This is a genomic window from Bradyrhizobium sp., from assembly GCF_028868675.1.
Classification (GTDB): Bacteria; Pseudomonadota; Alphaproteobacteria; order Rhizobiales; family Xanthobacteraceae; genus Bradyrhizobium.
This window is the reverse complement of sequence record NZ_JAGWUA010000051.1, coordinates 1-24616: the sequence shown is the minus strand read 5'-3', so window position 1 is coordinate 24616 and position 24616 is coordinate 1. Positions and strand designations below refer to the sequence as shown.

Genomic DNA, 24616 nt, shown 5'->3' with positions numbered 1-24616 from the left:
TGCGGTACGGGCTGGCTTGCCCTTGACGGCCATGGTCAAAGCGAACAAGCAGAACCCAGAATCCGAACCTGCCGACGCGCGCTCCGTGCGGGGCGCTGGAGACCGCTGAATGTCGTTCCGAAAGCTCCTGATCGCCAATCGGGGCGAGATCGCCATCCGCATCGCGCGCGCCGCGGCGGATGCCGGCATCGCCACGGTCGCGATCCATCCCGCCGATGACGCGTCGTCGCTGCATGTCCGCGTCGCCGACGAGGCGAAAGAGATTCCCGGTCGCGGCGCCCGCGCCTATCTCGACATCGCCGGCGTGGTGCAGGCGGCGAAGGCCGCCGGCTGCGACGCCGTGCATCCCGGCTACGGCTTCTTGAGCGAGAATGCGGAATTCGCCAGGGCGTGCGCGGCGGCAGGTCTCGTTTTCGTCGGGCCGAAGCCGGACGCGCTGGAATTGTTCGGCGACAAGGCCGCGGCGCGACAGCTTGCCAGGACTTGCGGCGTGCCGATCGTCGCCGGCACCAGCGGGCCCTCGACGCTGGAGGAGATCAGGGCGTTCTTCGACGGCCTCGGCAAGAGTGCGGCGATCGTGATCAAGGCGATGGCCGGCGGTGGCGGGAGAGGCATGCGCGTGGTGGAGAAGGCCGCCGATCTCACGGAGGCCTATGCGCGCTGCCAGTCGGAGGCGAAAGCGGCCTTCGGCTTCGACGGCGTCTATGCCGAGCGCCTGATCCGCAAGGCGCGCCACATCGAGGTGCAGATCATCGGCGATCATCACGGCGCGATCAGCCATCTCTGGGAGCGCGAATGCACTATCCAGCGCCGTCACCAGAAGCTGATCGAGGTGGCGCCGAGTCCTTCGCTCGGCGAAGCGCTGGGCGGAAAGATCATCCAGGCGGCGAAGCACCTCGCCGCCGCCGCCCATTACGACAATCTCGGCACGTTCGAGTTCCTGGTCGACGGCGCCGACGACAGCTTTGCCTTCATCGAGGCCAATCCGCGGCTGCAGGTCGAGCACACCGTCACCGAAGCGGTGCTCGGCGTCGACCTCGTCCGCGCCCAGCTCGCGGTCGCCGGCGGCGCCAGGCTTGTCTCGCTCGGGCTTGCGCAGGATGCCATTCCGAAGCCGCGCGGCTACGCCATGCAGCTTCGCGTCAACATGGAGACGCTGGACGAGACCGGCGCGCCCCACCCGACCGGCGGCGTGCTCGCGGTATTCGAGCCGCCGTCGGGCCCGGGCGTGCGCGTCGACAGTTTCGGCTATGCCGGCTACAAGACCAGCGCCGCCTTCGACTCGCTGCTCGCCAAGGTGATCGTGCACTCGTCGGGCAAGGCCTGGCACGACGTCGTTGCGAAGGCCGCGCGCGCCCTGCGCGAATTCCGCATCGACGGCGTCGTCACCAACATCGCCTTCCTGCAGGCGGTACTGGCGCATCCCGATTTCAAGACCAACCGCATCTCGACCGATTTCGTCGACCGTCACATCGCCAAGCTCGTGGCGGCGTCCGACGGCGCGGCGCGGCCGCTGTTCTTCGCGGCGGCCGAACGGCCGGCCGAGCGCGCGGCCGAGCCGCATGCCGCGCAGCCCGTGCCCGAGGGCGCGGTGATGGTGGCCGCACCCCTGCAGGGTACGGTGGTCACGATCCAGGTCAGGGAGGGCGAGATCGTGCGCCCGGGGCAGCAGCTCGCGGTGATCGAGTCCATGAAGATGGAGCATCTGGTGATGGCCGAGCAGGGCGGGCGGGTGATGAAGCTCGTTGCCGGCGACGGCGTCACGCTGATGCATGGCGAGCCGATCCTCTATCTCGAGCCGCTCGATGTCGAGGCCGACAGCGCGGCCAGGGAAGTCGAGATCGATCTCGACCACATCCGCCCCGATCTCGCCGAGCTGATCGCGCGCCAGGCCAACACGCTCGACGAAAGCCGGCCTGCATCCGTCGAGCGTCGTCGCAACACCAACCAGCGCACCGCGCGAGAAAACATCGGCCAGCTCGTCGATGGCGGCTCCTTCATGGAGTACGGCAGCCTCGCGATCGCCGCGCAGCGCCGCCGCCGCAAGCTCGACGACCTCATCAAGAACACGCCGGCCGACGGACTCATCATGGGGGTCGCCACCGTCAACGCCGAAAAGTTCGGCGCGGATGCGGCGCGCTGCATGGTGGTCGCCTACGACTACACCGTGCTCGCGGGCACCCAAGGCCACATGAACCACAAGAAGATCGATCGCATGCTGTCGCTGGCGGAACGGTGGCGCATTCCGCTGGTGTTTTATGCCGAAGGCGGCGGCGGCCGGCCTGGCGACACCGACCGGCTCGGCATGACCGGGCTCGACGGTCCGTCCTTCGTGCAGTTCGCAAAGCTCTCTGGCCTCGTGCCCGTCGTCGGTGTCGTCTCCGGCTACTGCTTTGCCGGCAATGCCGCGATGCTCGGATGCTGCGACGTCATCATCGCCACCAAGAACGCTTCCATCGGAATGGGCGGCCCCGCCATGATCGAGGGCGGCGGACTCGGCGTCTATCATCCGGCCGAGGTCGGCCCGGTCTCGTTCCAGGCGCCGAACGGCGTCATCGATATCCTGGTCGAGGACGAGGAGGAGGCGACGTCGGCCGCACAGAAATATCTGTCCTACTTCCAGGGCGCGGCGAGCGCGTGGACGGCGCCCGACCAGCGCCTGTTGCGCCGCGCGATCCCCGAGAACCGCCTGCGCGTCTACGACATCCGCTCCGTGATCGATCTTCTCGCGGACACCGGTTCCGTCTTGGAGATCCGCCGCGACTACGGCGTCGGCATGATCACGGCCTTCATCCGCATCGAGGGCGAGCCGTTCGGCCTGATCGCCAACAATCCAAAGCACCTCGGCGGCGCGATCGACGCCGACGCCGGCGACAAGGCTGCGCGCTTCCTGCAGCTCTGCGATGCCTTCGACATCCCGATCGTCTCGCTCTGCGATACGCCCGGCTTCATGGTCGGCCCCGAGGCCGAGAAGACCGCGATCGTGCGTCACGTCTCGCGCATGTTCGTGACGGGAGCGAGCCTCACCGTGCCGCTGTTCGGCATCGTGCTGCGCAAGGGCTATGGGTTGGGTGCGCAGTCGATGATCGGCGGCGGCTTCCACGCCTCCTTCTTCACGGCGGCATGGCCGACCGGCGAGTTCGGCGGCATGGGCCTGGAGGGCTACGTGCGGCTCGGTTTCCGCAAGGAGATGGAGGCGATCGCCGATCCGGTCGAGCGCGAGACCTATTATCGCAACAAGGTCGCCGAGCTCTATGCCAACGGCAAGGCGGTCTCGATCGCATCCGTGTTCGAGATCGACAACGTCATCGATCCCGCCGAGACGCGGCGCTGGATCATGGCGGGCCTGCGCTCGGTGCCGAAACCGCCGGAGCGAACGGAGAAGAAGCGGCCCTGCATCGATGCGTGGTGAAGCCGCCGCGGCGTTGGCAAAGCCGCGCCGCGTGCTACGCTGACGCCGCAGGCATCGAATCCGGAGCGGAACCATCATGCGCGAGGCGGCCCATGTCGCGGTCGATTGGGGCACCAGCAGTTTTCGGCTCTGGCTGATCGACCGCGCCGGCGGTGTTCTGGCCGAGCGGCGCAGCGACGAGGGCATGACGGTCGCGGCGAACAGCGGCTTTGACGCCGTGCTGCAGTCGCATCTCGATGCCGTGCATGCCGTGCCGGACCTGCCGGTGCTGATCTGCGGCATGGCGGGCGCGCGGCAGGGCTGGGTCGAGGCCGGCTATGTCGACACGCCGGCGCGGCTTGCCGCGATCCTGGAGCGCACGGTCAGGGTGCCCGGACAATCCCGCGACATCCGCATCCTGCCCGGCATCGCGCAGCGCGACGAAAGCGCGCCCGATGTGATGCGGGGCGAGGAGACGCAGTTGCTCGGTGCGTTCGGCGTGGATCCGGCGGACGACGCGTTGGTCTGCATGCCCGGTACCCATTCGAAATGGGTGACGGTGAGGCGAGGGGGCATCGCACGCTTCGCCACCTTCATGACCGGCGAATTGTTCGGCGCGGTCGCGCAGCACACCATCCTGTCGCATGCGCTCGCCGGCGCTGACGATGCCGAGGATGTCGCCGCATTCACGGCGGCGGTCGTCGCGGCCCGCGAGGATCCGGCGCGCGCCGCCAACCTGCTATTTCAGGTACGCTCGCGGCAACTCCTGTTCGGCGGCCGGCCCGAGGCGGCGCGCGAGACCATCTCCGGCACGCTGATCGGGATGGAGCTGGCTGCGGAACTTGCGGCAAAGGCGCGGGACGTCCGCATTACATTGATCGCATCGGGACGGCTGGCGCGTCTTTACGGGCTGGCATTCGGCGCCCTGTCGGTGCCGGTCAGTCCGATCGATGCCGACGTCTCCGTGCGCCGCGGTCTCGCCACGGCGGCCGACGCAATCTGGGCAAGCTAGAAGGATCAGGCCGATGACCGTGCCGTTCCCTACGATGAAGCGTCCGCTGGTTGCGATCCTGCGCGGCGTCAAGCCGGAGGAGGCCGAGGGTATCGTCGGCGTGCTGATCGAGGCCGGTTTCACCGCGATCGAGATTCCGCTCAACTCGCCCGATCCGTTCCGCTCGATCGAAATCGCCGTCAAGCGCGCGCCGGCAGGACTCCTGATCGGCGCGGGCACCGTGCTGACGACGGAGAACGTCGACCGGCTTCACGATGCCGGCGGCAGGCTGGCAGTCGCCCCGAATGTCGACGCGACCGTGATCGCGCGGGCGAGCGAGCGCGGCATGGTGACGATGCCGGGCGTATTCACGCCGACTGAAGCCCTGCTGGCGGCAAGGGCCGGCGCCTCCAGCCTGAAATTCTTCCCCGCGAGCGTGCTCGGGCCGTCGGGCATCTCTGCGATTCGCGCCGTGCTGCCGCCCGGCGCGATGATCGCGGCGGTCGGCGGCATCTCGGAACTCGATTTCGCCGCCTATATGAGGGTCGGCATCCGCGCCTTCGGCATGGGCTCGAGCCTCTACAAGCCCGGCATGAGCGCGCACGACGTCGCCACGCGCGCCGGGGCCACCATCGCGGCCTACGACATCGCCGCAAAAGCCTGACGCCGCTTCCTCAGAACCGCGCGCGGGCCGAGACGCGCACGGTGCGGCCCTGTCCCGGCGAGATGTTGTTGTTGCCGTCGGCGGTCGCCCAATATCCCTTGTTGAAGATGTTCTCGACGTTGAGCTGCGCGCTCCAGGTCTCGTCGATCTTGGCGAACAGGCCGGCATCGAAGCGCCAGAAGCCGGGCAGCCGCACGGTGTCGTCGGAGGACGCGAAGGAATCCGAGAAATAGATCGCGCCGAGGGAAGCCGCCCAGCGCTGATCGATCTGGTACTTGTTCCACCAGGCGAACTGGTTGTAGGGCACGAGCTGCACGCGATTGCCGGCGACGATGATCGTCGACGTGGCGCTGGCGATGCGCGCGTCGGTGTAGGCGTAGCCGAACGTGGTCTGCCAGTCCTTCGTCACATAGCCCGTCAGCGCGGTCTCGGCGCCACGGATCTTGTGGGCACCGCTCGGGAAGAAGAAGCCGGGATTGTTGGGATCGGCGATCGGCACGTTGGTGCGCGTGAGCTCGTAGACGGCGGCGGTGAACAGCAGCTTCGGCTGGATGTTCCACTTCAGGCCGACCTCGGTGTTCTCGAATTTCTGCGGCTCGAGCACCAGCGTGCCCGGGTTCAGCGTGCTGAACTGGTCGCCGGAGGCCGGCAGGTCGGAGATGCTCCAGGCGGTGTAGATCGACATGGCCTCGATCGGCTTGACGATCACGGCGGCGCGCGGCGAGACTTTTTCGTCGACCCGGTTGCGCTGAGTATTGGTGTTCAAGTCGAGCGCGGAAAGATCGAAACTGTCGTAACGGGCGCCGAGGAAGAGCTGCAGCCAGCGCGTCAACTCGATCTGATCCTGCGCATAGCCGGAGGCGATGTTGAGTCGGTATTTGCTGTTGGCGTCGGTCGCGAGATGGGTGAACACGACAGGGCCGAAATAGGTCGGGTTGAACGGGTTGACGACGTCGAACGCCTTGTTGCCGTTGTTCGGAAAAATGCCGGAATCGCGCCGCGACAGGCCGCTCTGCCGGCCGAATTCGGTGCCGAAAGCTAGCGTGTGCAGCACGGCTCCCGTATTCGTCTTGTAGACGAAGTCGGTCTGGTTGAACGCGTTCTCGCGCGGGGTGTAGTTCTGATAGGCGTTGAGCGAGAGCTGCGTGAGGTCGGGCGTCACGGCGCCGCCGCCCGGTCCGCCGCCGGTGCCGCCCGGATAGACGTTGCGATAGCCACGGTTGTAGTCGGCGTAGAGCGAGGCGTTCTTCACGGTCAGCCCGTTGCCGAAATCGTGCTCGACCACGGCCATGCCGGTCTGCACCTCGACCTTGGCACTGTTGTAGAGCGGGCTGCCGAAGAACGTCGTCAGGTCGTCATTCGGCGCGAACGGCACCGTGGGATTGAACCGCGTGGCGCCGCCGGGAATGCCGAGCGAGGGATTGCCGCGGTCGGCGAGGCGGTAGTCGTGGTAGAACTCGTACGACAGTTTCACCTTGGTGTCGTCGGTCGGCTCCAGGGTCACCGTCGGGTTGAAGCCGTAGCGCTCGAAGTGGCCGTAGTCGCGGAAGGTGTCGCTGTTCTCGTAGAAGGCGTTGAGCCGCACCGCGACGTTCTCGTTGACCGCCTGTCCGGCATCGAGCGACACGCGCTTGTCGGCGTAGGAGCCGGTCTGCATCGTCGCTTCGTAGATGCGCTGGCCGTCGGCCTCCTTCAGCGTGCGGTTGACGAGGCCGCCGCCCCCGCCGCGTCCAAACGTCAGCGCGCTTGGTCCCTTCAGCACCTCGACGCTCTGAGTGTTGTAGAGGTCGCGGAAATACTGCACGTCGTCGCGGAAGCCGTTGACGTAGAAATTCGCGCTGGAGTCCACGCCGCGAATGACGAGTTCGTCGCGATTGCCTTCGCCCTGGTGGATCGCCACCCCCGGCACGTAGCGCGTCACGCCGGTCAGGGTCTGGAACGACTGGTCGCGGATGTAGTCCTTGGTCAGCACGGTTACCGACTGCGGGATGTTGACCAGCTTGGTGTTGGTCTTGGTCGCGGTCGCGGTCGAGTCGGAATAGACGCCGACCGTGCCGGTGCGCGCGTCCTGGGTCGGCCCGAACGCGGGCTTTTGCGCCGGCGCCGTCTCGGTCTGCCGTGCGACCTGGGTCCGCCGCGTCCGTCCCGTGCTGCGTTGATCGCGTGGGCTTGCGGCAGTCGTGGAGCGCGGCTTGTTGGCCGGCGCGGTGACGCTGACGGGAGGCAGGCTGGCGCCGGGCGCCGATTGCGCGTGACCCTCTGCGGTCCACGCCGCCGCGATGCCGATGGCGAGCGCGCTCGTCGTGAGCCGCATCCGCGCGAGTGAATGGTGCCGCGCGTGCGCGTGCCCCGAATGTTGCCCCAGCATGACTTCCCCCCCCCAAGATGCAACTGATTGTCAGTGCGATCGTCTTATGCAGGGGCGGATTTGCGCGTCTAGGCCACGCGACCTGGAGTCCTTCCAACGACGCGCGCGGAGTCAGCGAGCGGCAGTCGGATTGGAATCGATCTAATCATCGTAACGGCGGACAAAGTCGTTTTCGATCAATGTCGTCTTGTTGTCGAGGGCGATTGCCGCGGCCGTCATGACCGTGCAACGCGGCGCGGCGCGCGATGCATTGGAATTCCTCTTAGAATAAGTCTTAGAACGAATCGAAGCAGGAAAGAACGAGGCACGCCATCGCGCCGTCATCTCGCCGGCGGCCACGCGAGATGCTCGTGCCGGCGGAGGAATCGTCGCCAGTGCAGCACGACACCCACGATGAGCGCCGGTGCGAAGCCGGACATGATGAGCCAGGTCGGCAGCGGCTTCGGCGAGATGAGCGTGATCGCGATGTCAGAGATCAGCCACAGCGCGGCGAACAGCACCGCGAAATCCGTGCGGGGACAGCGCAGATAGTAGAACACCGCGGTGATGATCACGGCGGGCCCGATCGCGACGCCGATCATGATCGCCGTCAGTTCCTTCGGCGTCAGCGCGTCGAGCACCATCGCGGCCAGAAGCCAGAGCGCGGCGAACATCGCGATGACGTCAATCGGATGCCGCAAGGCCATCCCTCCAGAATCCCGCGCGAGACGAAGGCATATCGTTGTGACCGGCGCGCCGGTCGTCAAGGCCCGAATCGGCAGGATATTACCTCGATCGATCGAGGGTTGCCGTGTCCCGCTCAGGTCTCGCGGTCGCGCGGCCTGCCCGACCCAGGCGCGGCGGGATGGGATCGGCTGAGCGTCTTTGACGGCAATTCGCCGAACATGCTGGCGTAGTCGTGCGCAAAGCGGCCGAGGTTCGAGAAGCCGCAGTCCAGGGCCACGCCGGTCACCGAGGTCGTGGCGTTCGGCCGGCTCAACAGGGCATGGGCACGTTCGAGCCGGATCTTCCTGGCGAAGACCATCGGCGAATAGCCGCGAGTCCGCACGAAGCTCCGGAACAGGGTGCGCGCGCTGACCCCGGTGACGTCGGTCAGGACTTCCATCGTGATCGGATGCTGCCAGTTGGCCTCGATGAACTGCTCGGCCCGCTTGATCGGGTCCGCGGAGGTCAGCGGCGGCCTCCGCTGCAGCTTGCCGGTCAGGGCGTGACGGCCGGTGAACAGCAGTTGCACGGTCACGGCTTCCTCGAGTTCGCGAAGGGCCAGCGGTGAGAGCACGCAGGGCCTGCGCTCGACCTGGTTCAGCAACGTTTCGACCAGGCCGACGAGCCCCGACAGCATGTCCTGGCTGGTAAAGTCCGCCAACTCGAAACGAACCGTGCGGTTGATCGGCGCTCCGAGCAGGGCCGCAAGCCTGCGTTCCAGGCCCTTGGCATCGAAGCGTACGAAGACCTTCTCCAGGCTCGCGCCGTAGTGAAATTCCGAGGGTTGGTCGGGCGACGCCAGGGTGGGGCAACCGACGGCCGCGGCGGCGGTCTGCTTTCCGCTGCTGGCCGCGCCCCGTCCTCTCAACGTCAGTCCCAGTGCAGCAAAGCCGCGCTTGGCAAATCTGATCCTGGCCGGCGTGCCGAACGCCCAGAAACCGAGGGCCAGTTCGTGGAGCTGGATGAAATTGCTGCGCACATTGAGGCGCGCATGATCCGGCACCTCGAATCCAGTTGCGCCGAACACGCTGACCAACTGCTGCTCGAGTTGCCGGACGTCCGTTGTGCAGAATCCATTGCTGCGAAACGACCGGTCCACGGGTTGCATGTACAGAACGTCTCAACCGGTGAACTTGATCGAGGTCAAATGCGGGTGGAACCCCCGTAATCTTGCGGAGACGCGGGCGGAAAGCGGCCAATGACCGTTCTAGGACAAAGCTGCCTTTCATGGCTTCCGGGTACGCTCGGGCCATTGCAACACACGGTCGCCATCCAATGCCGAATGTCCTCGCCTTCCCCTCGTCCGATCGCGAATTTGCGTGGAAGCCGATTTTCCCCGTGCCCGGGAGCCATGTCGCTCCCGATCCGGTGCGCTACGCTGCGTGGAGCTTCCAGGGTTTTCGCGCCAACGCCAGGCGGGAGATGGAAGCCGCAATCGCGGGACTCGAGAGAAGCTATGCGCGGATGAGGGACTGTTCGCGGACGCTCGACGATCCCGAGATCAGTGCGAAATTGCAGATCGATATCGGCTTGCTCGAGCAGCAGCTCGAGGCGGCTAAGTCGAAACTCGCCCGGCTCTGGTCGGAGCGTCCGTAAGTATCGTCAGAGGCCTGTCCGCTCCACACCCGAAAGGAAAGAGCTCGACCCATGTTGAACAATGTGAGGATCGCCGGGCGGTTGATGGTCGGCTTCGGGCTGCTACTGCTGATCACCGGAGCGATAGCCGGCTACTCGGTGTACGCATCGGGCGCCGCGCGCGAGTCGTTCGCCCGAGTGCTGAGCTTCAAGAATAACGAAGTCGGAAACGAAGCGGTGCTCGCGCGCGTCTACGAGGCGCGGATGCGCGTCTGGATCGCGCTGGCGACCGACGTCCCATCCCACTGGGACAGGGCGGAACAAGGCTTTCAGCGTGCGCTTGGTCGACTGGACGAGCTGGTCGCGAGCACCTCCGATCCTGGCCGTCAGGCGCGTGCGAGGGAGTTGCAGGCCGCGGTCTCCGAAAGCAGGACGAAGATCTTCAGGCTGAGGCAGTACCAGGGAAAGAATCCCGCGCTCGATACCCCTGAGGCGAAAGCGTCGGTCGAGGCTGCGCTGGCGGCGGCGCAAAAGATCGAGGACGTCGCCGATCCGCTGGCGCTCGCCTACCGCGAGGCCGCGGCAGTGGGCGCGGCGCAGACTGGAGAAAATCTCACCCTGGGAATCAAGATTGCCGTGGCGCTCGGCGGGCTCTGCCTGCTCGTCGGCGTCGCCCTGGCGTTCCTCACCTCTCGAAGCATCAGCGGCCCGATCCGGGCGCTGACTGCTTCGATGCTGGAACTCGCGGAAGGCAGGTTCGATGTCGTGCTGCCGGGTCTCGGTCGCAAGGACGAGATCGGCGATATCGCGGGGGCGGTCGAGAAATTCAAGGTCAAGGCTGCCGAGAAAGCGCGGGCCGAAGCCGAGGCCAGGATGCGGCGGGACCAGGCCGCCGCCCAGCAACGCAAGGCGGAGCTATGCAGGCTCGCTGACGGTTTCGAAGCGGCGGTGGGCGAGATCGTCCACGCCGTCTCCTCGGCGTCGACCGAGCTCGAAGCCTCGGCCAGCACGCTGACGGCGACTGCGGGGAGGGCACAGGAGCTGACCACGATGGTTGCTGCCGCCTCCGAAGAGGCTTCGACCAACGTGCAATCGGTCGCGTCCGCTACGGAACAGCTGTCGTCCTCCGTCACGGAGATCAGCCGTCAGGTACAGGAATCGGCACGGATGGCGAGTGAGGCCGTCGGCCAGGCGCGTTCGACCACGGAACGGGTGGGCGAGTTGTCAACGGCTGCCAACCGGATCGGCGACGTCGTCGAACTGATCAGCACGATCGCGGGCCAGACCAATCTGCTGGCGCTGAACGCCACCATCGAGGCCGCACGCGCCGGCGAGGCCGGCAGAGGGTTTGCCGTCGTCGCGTCCGAGGTGAAGGCGCTCGCGGAGCAGACCGCCAAGGCCACCGGAGAGATCGGTCAGCAGATCACGAGCATCCAGGCCGCGACCCAGCAATCGGTCGGAGCGATCAAGGACATCTCGGGTACCATCGAACGACTCTCGGAGATTTCCTCTACCATCGCGGCCGCCGTCGAGGAGCAGGGTGCAGCGACGCAGGAGATTTCCCGCAACGTCCAGCAGGCCGCCCAGGGCACCCAACACGTCTCATCCAACATCGTGGACGTGCAGCGGGGCGCCGGAGAGACCGGCTCGGCGTCTGTCCAGGTGCTGTCCGCGGCGAAATCCCTGGCATCGGATGGCAGCCGACTGAAGCTCGAGGTCGGCAGATTTCTCGATACGGTGAGAGCCGGCTAGAGGTGGCCTGACCTATTCCTCCTCCGCGCCCGGCGTCGGCCGCAGCATGAAATGGCCGAACGCCGTGGCGATCGGCCGGTCGGGGTCGTTCTGCCAGGCGCGGGCCTCGAACGCCACGATGCGACGTCCCTGCTTGACGATCGAGACGTTGGCGTAGCTGTCGAGCGCGCGGCCCGAGCGCAGATAGTTGATGGTCAGCCCGATCGGCTTGGGCGGCGCGGAGACGCCGAGCTCGCGCGTCACGCCGATGATGGCGGTCGTCTCCAGGAAGGCGCCGGTCATGCCGCCATGGATCGCGGGCAATATCGGATTGCCGATGATTTTTGGCGAGAACGGCATCACCAGCGTGCCGTCGTCGCGCACGGCGATGCCGAGACAGCGCGCGAACGGGCTGTTGGCGAACGGCCCCGTCGGATCGTCCGGCGCTTCCAGCGTCGGGACGTCGTGACGGTCCTTCGGCGGCCGGTCCGCCAGCATGTTGGTCCGGTTGGCGCCGATCATGAAGCAGGCGGTCGCGGTGGCGACCGGATCGTCCTCGGAGTCCTGGTAGGCGGTGGAGCGCACGAAGGCGATCGAGCGGGTGACGCGGTAGCATACCGAATGCGCCTTGATGGCGAGGCCGGGGGTGGCCGGCTTCTGGTAGTCGATGCGCAGATCCAGCGTCGCGATCGCACCCGTGGCGTCGAGCGCGAGCTGCACGGCCATGCCGCAGCTCTCGTCCAGCATCGCGGTGACGACGCCGCCGTGCAGCACGCCGGTCTCGGTGTCGCCGACGAAGACGGGGCGGTAGGCCAGGCTCGACCAGGCCTCGCCCGGCGCGGCGCGGTCGAGCTGAAGCCCGCTGATGTGGCCATAGACGGAATGGCGGCGCTTGACCACCTCGGCCAGCGCGTCGAACGGGAGGGAGGTGCTTGGTGATCTGGTCATGACGATCTTTTAGACCAGCGCCGTGAGCCGCGCAAAACGTCGCACCTGCAAATGTTCCGGACTTTGCTCGGCCGTTTCGGAGCTCGACAGGTCGCCGCGAAGCGCCGATGGTGGCGCCTTGTCCCGAGGGCTCAGGACCGAGCCCCAAACCGCGCGGAGGCCCCATGGCAGACCCCGATACGCCGCCGACCGAGCCGGGGGGCGTGAGCATCTCCACCGCCAGTTCCGAGCGGGCGCCGTTCATCTATTTCGACGGCGCGTCCTGCTTCGGTCACCACAATGGCGCCATCCAGATCGAGCTCGCCGCCAACCTGCTGATGCCGGTCGGCGCCGGCGTGAGGATCGACGTGATCCAGACCGGACATCTGCGCTGCAGTCCCGCGGCGGCGCTTGCCCTGCGCGAGGCGCTCGACAAGGCGCTTGCAATGTATCAGCAGAACCAGGCGCAGGCGCAGGCCGAGATCGTTCCCGCCATGAAGAACTGAGGGGCCTCGCCGGCTTGCACGAGGCGCGCCCGCCCTGCATACTCGTTTCATGCGCATGACGGGCCGGATGTTGCTGTACGTCGTCGCCGCGGTTGCCGTGGCGGCCTTGCTTGCGCATGTCGCCCACGTCGATCTCGGGCTGTCCCGGCACGCCCTGCGGACCGACGCGCTGCTGTCGGCCGCCGGACTGAGCGGCTTCCTCGTGCTGTTCTATGCGGACCGGTTCGGCAACCGCCGCTAGCGCGAAACGGCGCCGATCACCCCTTCGTCACGTGCATCTTCGGCGTCTTGCCGCCGTTCCATTTGCCGCCGAGCGCGCGCTCGATCTGGGCGGCGAGCTGCAGCAGAAGGCCGTCATTGGCCTGCTTGGCGATCGCCTGGATGCCGAGCGGCAGACCGTGCTCGTGCTGCGCCATCGGCAGCGAGATCGCGGGGATGCCGCAGAGATTGGCGAGCGGGGTGAAGGCGAAATTGCGCCAGAGATTGCCGAACCAGTCGAGCACGTCGGGATTGTCCGAGATCGTCAGATATTCCTTCGTGCCGACCTTCGGCGTCGGCAGCGCGGTGACCGGCGTCAGGATCACGTCCCATTGCTCGAAGAAGATGCCGAAGGCGCGCGAGGTGGCGTTGAACACCGCCTGCATGCGCGCCCGATCGGCAAAGCTCGTGTGCCGGCCCGCTTCCCAGATCCGGACGTTGACGGGCTCGATCAGATCGGCGGGCGGGCGTTCCAGCGCGCGCGCGGCGAGCATGTTGGAGATCACGACGGCGAAGTTGCTGATGTAGCAGGTGGTCTGGGCGTCGAAGGCGGCGGCAAAGTCGAGCTCGGGTAGCGCGTAATCGACGTGATGGCCGAGGCCCTCGAGGAAGCGGCCGGCCTTCGCCAGTTCGTCCGCGATGTGCGGCGTCGCGCGATAGTCGCCCCATCGATGCGACAGCGCGATCCTCAGCTTTGCGGGATCGCGCTTGATCATCTCGGCGTAGGGCTGGGCGGTGGTCCAGAACGGCATGAACTCGCCCGGCGCCGGTCCGCGGCAGTGGTCGACGAAGGCCGCCGTGTCGCGCACCGAGCGCGACTGGCAGCCCTGGATCGACACGAGCCCGGTGAGATCGGACAGATGCGGCGCGAGCGAGAACACCCCGCGCGACACCTTCAGCCCGATATTGCCGTTGACGCCGGCGGGAATGCGGATCGAGCCGCCGCCGTCGGTCGCATGTGCGATCGGCACCACGCCGGCGGCGACCATCGCCGCGCTGCCCGCCGATGACCCGCACGTGGTGTAGTCGGTATTCCAGGGATTGCGCGTGACGTAGACGGCCGGGTTGTCGGCCGAACTGCAGACGCCGAACTCCGGCGTCGTGGTTCGCCCGATCAGGTTGAGGCCTGCGTGACGGAACTTCGTCGTCAGGAAGGTGTCGGCGGCGGCGCGGTTGCCGCGCATCAGGAGCGAGCCCATCTCCTGCAGGCGGCCCTTCATGGTCGGGCCGAGATCCTTCATCAGGAAGGGGAGGCCCGCGAACGAGCCGTTCAGGTTGGTGCCGTCCCTGGCCGGGTCGGCGATTACGTCCTCGAACAGCTCGACCACGCCCGACAGCGCCGCATCGACCTTGGCGACGCCGGCGGCCGCCTGGCGCGCCAGTTCCTGCGGCGTCAGCTCGCCCTTGCGAACGCACTCGGCCAACGCAACGCCGTCATGCTGTGCCCATTCACTCCAGCTCATCGGCAAGGTCATGCGATTTGGTCCTTTCGTGGAGCGCCACCTTAGTTTCGCGGGGAATCGAGTCAATCGAGCCGGCGCGCGCATCTGGTGTGCGTGGTACACGGTTTGATCCAACGCAAGAATTCGCCGTTGCGCGGATGCTTTACTGCATGGCGGAATCAATGCGGCGAGGGACCCCGAGCATGCGGCGCAACGCCCGGATTCACATCAGCCTCAATATCCTGATCGCGGCCCTGTTGCTCGCCGCGGGGAACGACATCGCGCGTGCCGCGGACAGCGTGTCGGCGGGCCTTCGCCTCGCCGACGCCTGGTGTAGGGCATGCCACGCGATCGAGCCGCACATGGCGGCCGTGTCCGACCAGGCGCCGAGCTTCTGGGCGGTCGCCAACCGGCACGGCACGACGGCGCTGTCGCTCAAGGTGTTCTTGAGGACCAGCCACCAGAACATGCCGAATCTGGTCGTCTCGCCCGAGGAGGCCGACGATCTCGCCGATTACATCCTGAGCCTGAAGACCGAGTAGCTCACGGCAAGCCGGACGACGCGAAGAAAAATCCGGTGCAGGCGAGTCCCCGCATTCCGCTGCGCTCCATACGGGCTACGCGATTCCTCTCCTGCCGACCCACGAAAAGTGGCGAAATCGCGGACGTTGCCGTTGGCTCCGCGCAACAAAAACTCCTCTGTCGACGATTGTCCATCGCATCTTGATGAATCGATCCCGGTTGGTCCATAAGCGGCGTCCCGCTTCCGGCGTCCGGTTGCGTCGCGTGCTTGGGTGGTGAGGTCCGGCGTGGCAAATATCAATCAGAAGATTGCGCAAGAGCTTGGGGTGCGGGAGGAGCAGGTCGAGGCGGCGGTGACGCTGCTCGACGGCGGTGCCACGGTTCCCTTCGTTGCCCGCTATCGCAAGGAGGCGACCGGCGCGCTCGACGATGCGCAGTTGCGCACGCTGGAGGAGCGGCTCGGCTACCTGCGCGAGCTCGAGAGCCGCCGCAAGGCAATTTTGGAGTCGATCCGCGAGCAGGGTAAGCTCGATGCGGCGCTGGAAGCCAGCATCGTGGCCGCCGACAGCAAGGCGCGCCTCGAGGACATCTATCTGCCGTTCAAGCCGAAGCGCCGCACCAAGGCCGAGATCGCAAGGGAGGCCGGCCTCGAGCCGCTCGCCGATCGGCTTCTCACGCAGCCGACGACCGATCCGAAGTCCGCGGCCGAAGCCTTCGTCAACGCCGAGAAGGGTGTAGCGGATGCCGCGGCCGCACTCGACGGCGCGCGCGCCATTCTGGTCGAGCGCTTCGACGAGGACGCCGACCTGATCGGAAGCTTGCGCGAGGAGATGTGGACGAACGCGCGCATGGTCTCCACCGTGCGCAAGGGCAAGAATACCGAAGGCGAGAAGTTCAAGGACTATTTCGACTGGTCCGAGCCGCTGACGAAGCTGCCCTCGCACCGGATCCTCGCGATGTTCCGCGGCGAGAAGGAGGAAATCCTCGATCTCCAGATCCAGCCCGAGGTGGAGGCGCCGCCCGCAGGCCAGCCGAGTGCGTATGAGTTGAAGATCATGAAGCGGTTCGGCGTCGCTGATCTCGCTCGCGCCGCCGACCGCTGGCTGATCGAGACCGTGCGCTGGGCCTGGCGGACGAAAATCCAGGTGCACCTCAACATCGACCTGCGGATGCGGTTGTGGACGGCCGCCGAGACCGAAGCCGTGCGCGTGTTCGCCTCCAATCTGCGCGATCTCCTGCTCGCCGCACCGGCCGGCGCCCGCGTCACCATGGGGCTCGATCCCGGCTATCGCACCGGCGTCAAGGTCGCGGTGGTGGACGCGACCGGTAAGGTGGTGGACACCACCGCCATCTATCCCCACGAGCCGCAGCGGCAATGGGACGAGGCCCTTGCGATCCTCGGCAAGCTCGCGCTGAAGCACCGCGTCGACCTGATCGCGATCGGCAACGGCACCGCTTCGCGCGAGACCGACCGGCTCGCGACCGAGCTCGTCAAGCGCCTGGGCGAATTGAAGATGACCAAGATCGTGGTGTCGGAAGCCGGCGCGTCGGTGTACTCGGCCTCGGCCTTCGCGTCGGAAGAGCTGCCCGGCCTCGACGTCACGCTGCGCGGCGCGGTGTCGATCGCCCGCCGCCTGCAGGATCCGCTCGCCGAGCTCGTCAAGATCGAGCCCAAGGCGATCGGCGTCGGCCAGTACCAGCACGATCTCGGCGAGGCCAGGCTGGCGCGCTCGCTCGATGCCGTGGTCGAGGACTGCGTCAATGCGGTCGGCGTCGACGTCAACACCGCCTCCGTGCCGCTGCTGTCGCGGGTATCGGGCATCAACGCCGGTCTCGCGGCCAGCATCGTGCAGCACCGCGATACGAACGGTCCCTTCAAGTCACGCAAGGCGCTGAAGGATGTGGCGCGGCTCGGGCCGAAGGCGTTCGAGCAATGTGCGGGCTTCTTGCGCATCCTCGGCGGTGAGGACCCGCTCGATGCCTCCGGCGTGCATCCGGAGGCCTATCCGGTGGTGCGCCGGATTCTCACCGCGACCAGGAGCGACATCAAGGCGCTGATCGGCAACGGCGAAGTGGTGCGCACGCTCAAGCCGCAGAATTTCGTCGACGAGACCTTTGGCCTGCCGACGGTGACCGACATCCTGCGCGAACTGGAAAAGCCCGGCCGCGATCCACGTCCGGCGTTCAAGGCGGCCGTGTTCAAGGAAGGCGTCGAGGAGATCAAGGACCTCGAGAAGGGCATGATCCTGGAGGGTACGGTGACCAATGTCGCCGCCTTCGGCGCCTTCGTCGACATCGGCGTCCACCAGGACGGCCTCGTGCACGTCTCGGCGATGTCGAAGACCTTCGTCAAGGACCCGCGCGACGTGGTGAAGCCCGGCGACATCGTCAAGGTCAAGGTGCTGGACGTCGAGGTCGCGCGCAAGCGCATCTCGCTGACGCTGCGGCTCGACGACGAGGTCGGTGCGAGGACGGACGCGCCCGGCGCGTCCCGCGACGCCGGGCGTTCGTCCGGCAAGATGACCTCCTCCGCGCCGCGCAAGGGCCAGGAGCAGGCCGGCGGTGCGCTCGCCGACGCGCTGCGGCGTGCTGCGGAGAAGAACGGACGTGGCAAGCCCGTGTGAGGCGCGGGCCCTCAAAGGACTGCGTCGGCTGGCTCGACCCGTCTTCCCTGCGGCGGCGAGCTGGACGTCAGCGTTCGCTCAGCAGGCGCGTCGCGAGCGTTGTGGGAGGCTGCCGGACGGGTGGCAGCGGCACGGCTGCCGGCTCAGGGAGGACACTCGCGGCCCGGCGAGTCTTGCCAGGTATGCCGAAGGTGCGCGCCGCCTCGGGCTTGCGCGGCCGATAGAAGATCGTGGCGCGATCGATGTAGGCGACCGGGAGATGGGTATCGACCAGGACGGCCGGACCGAGATCGGCGACCGTCATATTGACGCCGCCCGCGATGTCCGATGCGGGTTTCGCATCGGCCGTGGCGACGCCGTCGGTTGGCGCGGGCTGCGCAAGGCTCACGGCTTCGCGCGCCGCCACGAGATAGGATGCCGGCCCGACCGAGGCCACCGAAATGTGCATGAACAGCAGATAGCCGCCGGCCGTGACGACCGCCAGTCCCGAGACGGCCATGATGCCGGAGGCCACCTTGCGCGCGACCGCGGCGATGCGGTGGCGCGATGCGGCCGCCTGCTCCTGGTATGCGAGCATCAGCAGATGGTCATAGGCAGCGCGCTGCTCGTCATCGGAAAGGATGTCGTTGGCGTGGACGATCTGCCTGAATTTTTGAGCTGCGTCGGGATCGCCCGGATTGAGATCGGGATGCGCTCCCTTGACCGCCTTGCGGAAGGCGGTCCTGATCTCGTCGGCGCCGTCGTCGGACAGCGCTCCGAGCAAATCGTAGAGAGTCGTCATCGTCGGGCTTGCCGTACTCCCGCCTCCTCGGAAACCTCCGCCGCGTTTCAAGGGAGAGCGTACACAACTGAACTGATACGGCTCGATGCTGTCGGCCCAGTGCGGCGGAAAAATGACTATAAATTGATCGCGTTGCGGCGCGCTGCGAGCACAACTGCGTCGGTCCGGCCGGCGATCGGCGCCGCTGATCTCGCCGTCGCAGATTTCCTTGGCCTGAGCTCTCGTTCTGTAACCGCTGCGGGACACTTGCAGCGACAGCGACGCTGGACCCGCGAGCAGGATTTGCGTGTGAAGTCAGTCGCACCGATAGATTGTGAAGAGTTATGTCAATTATTCTTGATTGAGTCCTCGCGAACAACCCGTCGGCGCTATGGAGGGCCGCGCCTTGCTGGGGATTTTTCCCCGTGATAGCAGGCAGCTTGATCGCGCCCGATCTTGCGAGACCCATTGCCCGACATGCCCGATTTTCACGGCGTCTTTCCCTATCTCGTCTCCCCCGTCGACGCGAACGGTGCGATCCGCACCGACGTGCTCGGCCGGCTCTGCGACGATCTGATCGGCGCAGGGGTGCACGGACTGACGCCGCTGGGCTCAACCGGCGAATTCGCCTATCTCAACGCCACGCAGCGCACGGCCGTGGTGCAAGCCACGATCGAGGCGGCGAAGGGACGCGTCCCCGTCATTGCCGGCGTCGCCTCGACCTCCACCGCGGATGCGGTCGCGCAGGCCAGGGCCTGTGAGAGGCTCGGCGCCAGCGGAATTCTGGCGATCCTGGAGGCCTATTTCCCGGTGGCGGATGCGCAGATCGAGGCGTATTTCCGCAGCATCGCCGATGCCGTGGACGTCCCCGTCGTCATCTACACCAATCCGCAATTCCAGCGATCCGATCTCACCCTCGACGTCATCGCGCGCCTCGCCGAGCATCCGCGCATCGGCTACATCAAGGATGCCTCCACCAATACCGGGCGGCTGCTCTCGATCATGAACCGCTGCGGCGACCGGATGCGCGTGTTCGCGGCCTCTGCGCATATCCCCGCCGCCGTGATGCTGATCGGAGGCCTGGGGTGGATGGCAGGGCCGGCCTGCATCATCCCCCGGCAGAGCGTTGCGCTCTACGACCTCTGCAAGGCCGGGCGCTGGGACGAAGCCATGGCGCTGCAGCGGCGGCTCTGGCGGATCAACGAGGCCTTTGCCCGCTTCAACCTCGCCGCCTGCATCAAGGCGGGCCTCTCCATCCAGGGCTACGACGTCGGCGATCCCATCCCGCCGCAGGCCGCGCTGAGCCCCGAGCAGCGCAAGATCGTGGAAGCGGCACTCAGGGACGTCGGCTGAACGCAACGCCGACTGGTCTGCTCCGGATCGATCCACTAAGAACCACGCCTGCCAAAGACTTGAAGGACCAGCGAATGAACATTCTTCCCGGCGATTTGCGTTTCGGGGCGGGCCAGCCCGTCAAGCGTTTGGAAGACCAGCGACTGCTCACCGGGAAGGGACAGTTCATCGACGACAAGCCGGAAGAGGGCGCGCTGTGGCTGCACGTGCTGCGCTCGCCGCATGCGCACGCCAGGATCGTGTCGATCGACACCAGCGTAGCAGGCGGGATGCCGGGCGTGACCGCGGTCTACACCGGCGCCGACCTCGTCAGGGACGATATCGGCACCATCCCGACACTCACCATCTTCATGCGCCCCGACGGCAAGCCGATGACGGTGCCGCCACGGCGGCTGCTCGCGCACGAGATCGTGCGCTACGCCGGCGAGGCGGTGGCGGCGGTGGTCGCGAGCACCCGCGCACAGGCGCATGCCGCCGCGGAAGCGATCGCGGTCGACTACGAGGTGCTGCCCGCGGTGGTCGACCCCGTCGCGGCGGTGAAGCCCGGCGCGCCAGTGGTGTGGCCCGAGGCGCCGGACAACATCGTCGGGGCGATGAGCTATGGCGATGCCGGCAAGGTCGCCGAGGCTTTCGCTAAGGCCGCCCATGTGGTCGAACTCGATCTGGTCAGCCAGCGCCTGGTGCCCTCGGCCATGGAGCCGCGCTCGACCATCGCCGAGATCGAGAAGAAGACCGGCCGCCTGCTGCTGCACGTGCAGTCGCAGACGCCCGCCTCGACCCGCGACGTTCTTGCGGGCGCGGTGCTGAAGCGCCCGCTGGACAGCGTGCGCGTACTGGTCGGCGACATCGGCGGCGGCTTTGGCCAGAAGACCAATCTCTATCCGGAAGACGGCATCGTCGCCTATGCCGCCACCAAGTTGAACAGGAAGATCCGCTGGCGCGGCGATCGCACCGACGAGTTCGTCGGCGGCACCCACGGCCGCGATCTCACCTCGACCGCCGCCTTCGCGCTCGACGACAAGGGCAAGGTGCTGGCCTATCGCGTCAGATCGATCGGCTGCACCGGCGCCTATTCCTCCGGTGCGGCCAACATCATCCCGCTGGTGCTGGGGCCGTTCGTGCAGACCGGCGTCTACGACCTGCCGCTGGTGCATTTCGAGGTGAAGACGGTGATGACCAACACCGCGCCCGTCGGCGCCTATCGCGGGGCGGGCCGGCCCGAGGCCGTGTTCATCGTCGAGCGGCTGTTCGACGCGGCAGCACGGCAGATCGGCATGGATCCGCGCGCGATCCGCAAAGCGAACTACATCAAGCCGGCGCAGCTACCCTACACCAACGCCGCCGGCCAGGTCTACGATTCCGGCGCCTTCGCGCACATGCTGGATCGTGCCGTCAAGCTTGCCGACTGGGACGGCTTTGCGGCGCGAAAACGGGCCGCTAAGAAGAAGGGTCTGCTCTACGGCCGCGGCCTGACCAGTTACATCGAATGGACCGGCGGCCGTGCGCACACCGAGAAGGTCAGCCTGCATGCGACCGCGCAGGGGCGCGTCATCCTGCATTCCGGCACCATGGCGATGGGGCAGGGGTTGCAGACCACCTACACCCAGATGATCTCGGATACGCTCGGCATCCCCATGGACAGGATCGACGTCGTGCAGGGCGACACCGATCTCGCCACCGGTTTCGGCAGCGTCGGCTCGCGTTCGCTGTTCGTCGGCGGCACGGCGGTCGCGGTCTCCTCCAACGACCTGATCCAGAAGGCGCGTGAGAAGGCCTCGAACGTGCTCGAGACCTCGATCGAGGACATCGAGTATCGCGACGGCGTCCTCACCGTGGTCGGCACCGACCGCCGCATCAGCCTGTTCGAGATCGCCGAGAAGGAATCTGGCGCCAGGCTGAGCGTCGATTCCGAGGGTGAGGTCGACGGGCCGAGCTGGCCGAACGGCACGCATATCTGCGAGGTCGAGATCGACCCGGAGACCGGCGTCTCCCGCGTGGTGCGCTACACCACCGTCGACGACGTCGGCGTCGCCGTGAACCCGATGCTGGTCACCGGCCAGATCCATGGCGGCGTTGCCCAAGGCATCGGCCAGGCGCTCTATGAGGGCGTCGCCTACGATGCCGAGGGCCAGCTCCTGACTGCAAGCTATCAGGACTACTGCATCCCGCGCGCCGACGACATACCGCCGATCGAGGTGACGCTCGACGGCTCCGCGCCGTGCCGCACCAATCCGCTGGGCGCAAAAGGCTGCGGCGAATCCGGCGCCATCGGCGGCCCGCCCTGCGTCACCAACGGCGTGATGGACGCGCTCGCCGAGATCGGAATCAAACAGCTCAACACGCCGCTGACGCCGCAGAAGATCTGGCAGGCGATCCGCGACGCGAAGGCGGGGTAGCACCACTGTCGTCCCGGGGCGCGCGAAGCGCGAGCCCGGGATCCATAACCACAGGGAGATGTGGTTACGGGGATTGGGGGTTACCGCTTAGCCACATAATTGTGCGCTGTGGCTATGGGTCCCCGCTTCCGCGGGGACGACACTGAATGTGTGGGGCCGGCGTGCGTTACCTTGGCAATCCTAGATCCCCAGCATCATCTTCGCGATGATGTCGCGCTGGATTTCCGACGTGCCGCCGAAGATCGTGTAGGCCCTTCCGTTGAGATATTCCGGCACGACGGTGAGCATGTCCTCCGGGATCGGCGGCTCGTGGTTGAGCCTGTAGAGCGGACGCATCGGCTCGACGGCAAGCGCGTCATGGCCGACGACGTCCACGCCGAGCCGCGTCACGGCCTGGCGGATCTCGCTGACTCGCAGCTTCAGGATCGACGACACCGCGCCGGGGTTTTGCCCGGTCTGCAGCGCCGAGAGCACGCGCAGCTCGGTCATCTCCAGCGCGTCGATGTCGATTTCGACCTCGGAGATGCGGGTTGCGATGTCCGGGCTGTCGATGGCGCGGCCGGTCAGATCGGATTCCGCGAGCTCGGCGATGGCCTTCAGGCCCTCGCGCAGTTTTGCCGACGCGATGCCCGAGCCGCGCTCGAATTCGAGCAGGTATTTGCCGTAGGTCCAGCCCTTGCCCTCCTCGCCGACGCGGTTGGCGACCGGCACGCGCACGTCGTCGAAGAACACCTGGTTGACCTCATGGTCGCCGCCGATGGTCAGGATCGGGCGGATGGTGATGCCCGGCGTCTTCATGTCGATCAGGATGAAGCTGATGCCGTCCTGCTGCCGCGGCCCGTCATTGGTGCGCACCAGCGCGAACATGCGGTTGGCGTGATGGGCATGCGTGGTCCAGATCTTGGTGCCGTTGATCACGTAGTCGTCGCCGTCGCGCACCGCGCGCGTCTTCAATGAGGCGAGGTCGGAGCCGGAGCCCGGCTCGGAATAGCCCTGACACCAGTAGTCCTCACCGGAGAGGATCCGCGGCAGGTAGAAGTTCTTCTGCTCCGGCGAGCCGAAGCCGATGATGACGGGGCCGACCATCTTGACGCCCATCACGTTGACGTTCGGCACGCCGGCGCGCGCGGACTCGGTCTCGAAGATCCAGCGCTGCGCCGGCGTCCAGTCCGGCCCGCCATGTTCGACCGGCCAGCCCGGCGCGCCCCAGCCCTGCCGGTGCAGCGCCCGCTGCCAGGCCATGCCGATGTCGGGATCGGAGAACACCGACGGGGTCAGCGCGGTGGCGCGCTTCATCTCCGGCTTGAGGTTCTTGGCGATGAAGGTCCGCACCTCGTCCTGGAAGGCGCGCTCCTCGGCGTTGAACGACAAGTCCATGTTGCGCTCCCTCTGTCAGGCCGGCACAGCGGCGCGGCCGAGCATGGCGTGGCGGCGATAGTGATGCGCGCTGCCGCCGAACAGCGTGTCGAAGGCGACCAGGCGCTTGAAATAGGCGCCGACCTCGAGCTCCTCGGTGACGCCCATGCCGCCATGAAGCTGGATCGACTGCTCGCCGACGAAGCGTGCGGACTTGCCGATCTTGGCCTTGGCGCCCGAGGCGGCGCGGCCGCGCTCGACCGGCTCGGCGTCCACCTTCAGCGCCGCGCGCAGCGCCATCGAGCGCGCCTCGTCGCACTGCATGGCCATGTCGGCGAGGCGATGCCGGATCACCTGGTTGGCCGACAGCGGCCGGCCGAACTGCTGGCGGATCTTCGTGTACTCGAGCGTCATGTCGAGCAGCGTCTGCATGATGCCGACGGCTTCCGAACCGAGCGCGGCCATGGCGCGGTCGACGGCCCACTCGATCGCCGGCAGTGCATCGTCGCCGCCACCGAGCAGCGCGTCCTCGGGCAGATGCACGTCGGAGAGCTCGAGATTGCAGGCGCGGCCGCCGCCGAGGCGGGCGAAGTCGGTCAGCGTCAGGCTCGGTGTCTGCGCCGGCACCAGGAACAGGCCGATCCGTCCCGACGGCCCCCGATGGTCATGGATGTGCGCGGAGACGATGATCTGTTCCGCCGCATGGCCGTCGAGCACGGCGACCTTCCGGCCGGACAGGCGCCAGCCTTCCGCGCTCTTGTTGGCGATGGTCGCGACATTGCCGAGATCGAATCGCGCCGCGCGCTCGGAATGCGCAAGCGCGAGCATCAGCGAACCTTCCGCGACCTTGGGCAGGATTTTCCGCTTCTGCTGCTCGCTGCCACGTTTTTCGACCAGCGCCGCGCCGAGCACCACGGTCGCCACATAGGGCTCGGACACCAGCCCGCGTCCGAATGCCTCCATCAAGATGCCGACGTCGACCGCCCCGCCGCCGAGTCCGCCATAGGCTTCGCCGATCGGCAGCGCGAGCCAGCCGAGCTCGGCAAA

Annotated in this window: 19 protein-coding genes; 11 read left to right on the top strand and 8 right to left on the bottom strand. The window is 66.9% G+C overall.

Annotated features, from left to right (window positions below; translation table 11 throughout):
- Nucleotides 1–109 precede the first annotated feature (109 nt).
- The 3 genes from KGM94_RS09435 to KGM94_RS09425 all read left to right on the top strand — a co-directional run bounded on the left by KGM94_RS09435 (nucleotide 110) and on the right by KGM94_RS09425 (nucleotide 5046).
- A complete protein-coding gene (locus KGM94_RS09435; protein WP_300257372.1) occupies nucleotides 110–3412 on the top strand; it encodes a carboxyl transferase domain-containing protein in 3303 nt (1100 codons plus the stop codon).
- 76 nt (nucleotides 3413–3488) lie between these two features.
- Nucleotides 3489–4403, top strand: a complete 915-nt coding sequence (locus KGM94_RS09430) for a 2-dehydro-3-deoxygalactonokinase (protein ID WP_300257367.1) — start codon at nucleotides 3489–3491, stop codon at nucleotides 4401–4403.
- 13 nt (nucleotides 4404–4416) lie between these two features.
- Entirely contained in the window at nucleotides 4417–5046 is a 630-nt protein-coding gene (locus tag KGM94_RS09425; RefSeq protein WP_300257364.1) for a 2-dehydro-3-deoxy-6-phosphogalactonate aldolase, read from the top strand.
- A 10-nt stretch (nucleotides 5047–5056) separates the two neighbouring features.
- On the opposite strand, the gene KGM94_RS09420 is transcribed toward KGM94_RS09425, so the two are convergent.
- From KGM94_RS09420 to KGM94_RS09410, 3 genes are all read right to left on the bottom strand, one after another.
- Nucleotides 5057–7414 carry a TonB-dependent siderophore receptor gene (locus KGM94_RS09420; protein WP_300257362.1) on the bottom strand — a complete coding sequence of 786 codons (2358 nt, stop codon included), beginning with the start codon at nucleotides 7412–7414 and terminating at the stop codon, nucleotides 5057–5059.
- Between the two features lie 320 nt (nucleotides 7415–7734).
- A complete protein-coding gene (locus tag KGM94_RS09415) occupies nucleotides 7735–8094 on the bottom strand; it encodes a hypothetical protein (protein ID WP_366526225.1) in 360 nt (119 codons plus the stop codon).
- Nucleotides 8095–8213: 119 nt separating this feature from the next.
- A complete protein-coding gene (locus KGM94_RS09410) occupies nucleotides 8214–9155 on the bottom strand; it encodes a helix-turn-helix transcriptional regulator (RefSeq protein ID WP_300257357.1) in 942 nt (313 codons plus the stop codon).
- A 302-nt stretch (nucleotides 9156–9457) separates the two neighbouring features.
- Between KGM94_RS09410 and KGM94_RS09405 the strand changes: the two genes are divergently transcribed.
- Complete coding sequence (locus KGM94_RS09405; protein ID WP_300257355.1) at nucleotides 9458–9715, top strand: hypothetical protein; 258 nt, start codon at nucleotides 9458–9460, stop codon at nucleotides 9713–9715.
- Between the two features lie 51 nt (nucleotides 9716–9766).
- A complete protein-coding gene (locus KGM94_RS09400) occupies nucleotides 9767–11446 on the top strand; it encodes a methyl-accepting chemotaxis protein (RefSeq protein ID WP_300257352.1) in 1680 nt (559 codons plus the stop codon).
- 12 nt (nucleotides 11447–11458) lie between these two features.
- Here KGM94_RS09400 and KGM94_RS09395 read toward each other — a convergent pair whose 3' ends face one another.
- Nucleotides 11459–12373 carry a PaaI family thioesterase gene (locus tag KGM94_RS09395; RefSeq protein WP_300257349.1) on the bottom strand — a complete coding sequence of 305 codons (915 nt, stop codon included), beginning with the start codon at nucleotides 12371–12373 and terminating at the stop codon, nucleotides 11459–11461.
- A 164-nt stretch (nucleotides 12374–12537) separates the two neighbouring features.
- Here KGM94_RS09395 and KGM94_RS09390 point away from each other — a divergent pair, with 164 nt between their 5' ends.
- Together KGM94_RS09390 and KGM94_RS09385 are read left to right on the top strand one after the other, a co-directional pair.
- Nucleotides 12538–12858 (top strand): hypothetical protein, encoded by a 321-nt coding sequence (locus tag KGM94_RS09390; protein ID WP_300257346.1) that lies wholly within the window; start codon nucleotides 12538–12540, stop codon nucleotides 12856–12858.
- A 67-nt stretch (nucleotides 12859–12925) separates the two neighbouring features.
- A complete protein-coding gene (locus tag KGM94_RS09385; protein WP_300257343.1) occupies nucleotides 12926–13099 on the top strand; it encodes a hypothetical protein in 174 nt (57 codons plus the stop codon).
- A 16-nt stretch (nucleotides 13100–13115) separates the two neighbouring features.
- On the opposite strand, the gene KGM94_RS09380 is transcribed toward KGM94_RS09385, so the two are convergent.
- Nucleotides 13116–14591 (bottom strand): amidase, encoded by a 1476-nt coding sequence (locus tag KGM94_RS09380; protein WP_300257340.1) that lies wholly within the window; start codon nucleotides 14589–14591, stop codon nucleotides 13116–13118.
- Between the two features lie 170 nt (nucleotides 14592–14761).
- On the opposite strand from KGM94_RS09380, the gene KGM94_RS09375 reads away from it, so the two are divergent.
- Nucleotides 14762–15100: a cytochrome c gene (locus KGM94_RS09375; RefSeq protein WP_300257337.1), complete on the top strand. Its 339-nt coding sequence runs from the start codon at nucleotides 14762–14764 to the stop codon at nucleotides 15098–15100.
- A 267-nt stretch (nucleotides 15101–15367) separates the two neighbouring features.
- On the top strand, nucleotides 15368–17704 hold the full coding sequence (locus KGM94_RS09370; protein WP_300257334.1) for a Tex family protein: 2337 nt from the start codon (nucleotides 15368–15370) through the stop codon (nucleotides 17702–17704).
- Between the two features lie 67 nt (nucleotides 17705–17771).
- Here the strand turns inward: KGM94_RS09370 and KGM94_RS09365 are convergent, their stop codons facing one another.
- Complete coding sequence (locus KGM94_RS09365) at nucleotides 17772–18731, bottom strand: J domain-containing protein (protein WP_300257331.1); 960 nt, start codon at nucleotides 18729–18731, stop codon at nucleotides 17772–17774.
- A 210-nt stretch (nucleotides 18732–18941) separates the two neighbouring features.
- Here KGM94_RS09365 and KGM94_RS09360 point away from each other — a divergent pair, with 210 nt between their 5' ends.
- Entirely contained in the window at nucleotides 18942–19817 is an 876-nt protein-coding gene (locus tag KGM94_RS09360) for a dihydrodipicolinate synthase family protein (protein ID WP_300257328.1), read from the top strand.
- A gap of 74 nt (nucleotides 19818–19891) precedes the next feature.
- Complete coding sequence (locus KGM94_RS09355) at nucleotides 19892–22213, top strand: xanthine dehydrogenase family protein molybdopterin-binding subunit (RefSeq protein WP_300257325.1); 2322 nt, start codon at nucleotides 19892–19894, stop codon at nucleotides 22211–22213.
- A gap of 180 nt (nucleotides 22214–22393) precedes the next feature.
- On the opposite strand, the gene KGM94_RS09350 is transcribed toward KGM94_RS09355, so the two are convergent.
- Complete coding sequence (locus KGM94_RS09350) at nucleotides 22394–23590, bottom strand: acyl-CoA dehydrogenase family protein (RefSeq protein ID WP_300257323.1); 1197 nt, start codon at nucleotides 23588–23590, stop codon at nucleotides 22394–22396.
- A gap of 15 nt (nucleotides 23591–23605) precedes the next feature.
- Nucleotides 23606–24616 (bottom strand): acyl-CoA dehydrogenase family protein (locus tag KGM94_RS09345; RefSeq protein ID WP_300257320.1); only part of this gene is annotated, 1011 nt, incomplete at its 5' end.

Excerpts from the sequence above, each read along its gene's own strand:
- KGM94_RS09435 (WP_300257372.1), top strand. The coding sequence starts at position 110 with ATGTCGTTCCGAAAGCTCCTGATCGCCAATCGGGGCGAGATCGCCATC.
- KGM94_RS09430 (WP_300257367.1), top strand. The coding sequence starts at position 3,489 with ATGCGCGAGGCGGCCCATGTCGCGGTCGATTGGGGCACCAGCAGTTTT.
- KGM94_RS09425 (WP_300257364.1), top strand. The coding sequence starts at position 4,417 with ATGACCGTGCCGTTCCCTACGATGAAGCGTCCGCTGGTTGCGATCCTG.
- KGM94_RS09420 (WP_300257362.1), bottom strand. The coding sequence starts at position 7,414 with ATGCTGGGGCAACATTCGGGGCACGCGCACGCGCGGCACCATTCACTC.
- KGM94_RS09400 (WP_300257352.1), top strand. The coding sequence starts at position 9,767 with ATGTTGAACAATGTGAGGATCGCCGGGCGGTTGATGGTCGGCTTCGGG.
- KGM94_RS09395 (WP_300257349.1), bottom strand. The coding sequence starts at position 12,373 with ATGACCAGATCACCAAGCACCTCCCTCCCGTTCGACGCGCTGGCCGAG.
- KGM94_RS09390 (WP_300257346.1), top strand. The coding sequence starts at position 12,538 with ATGGCAGACCCCGATACGCCGCCGACCGAGCCGGGGGGCGTGAGCATC.
- KGM94_RS09385 (WP_300257343.1), top strand. The coding sequence starts at position 12,926 with ATGTTGCTGTACGTCGTCGCCGCGGTTGCCGTGGCGGCCTTGCTTGCG.
- KGM94_RS09380 (WP_300257340.1), bottom strand. The coding sequence starts at position 14,591 with ATGACCTTGCCGATGAGCTGGAGTGAATGGGCACAGCATGACGGCGTT.
- KGM94_RS09375 (WP_300257337.1), top strand. The coding sequence starts at position 14,762 with ATGCGGCGCAACGCCCGGATTCACATCAGCCTCAATATCCTGATCGCG.
- KGM94_RS09360 (WP_300257328.1), top strand. The coding sequence starts at position 18,942 with ATGCCCGATTTTCACGGCGTCTTTCCCTATCTCGTCTCCCCCGTCGAC.
- KGM94_RS09355 (WP_300257325.1), top strand. The coding sequence starts at position 19,892 with ATGAACATTCTTCCCGGCGATTTGCGTTTCGGGGCGGGCCAGCCCGTC.
- KGM94_RS09350 (WP_300257323.1), bottom strand. The coding sequence starts at position 23,590 with ATGGACTTGTCGTTCAACGCCGAGGAGCGCGCCTTCCAGGACGAGGTG.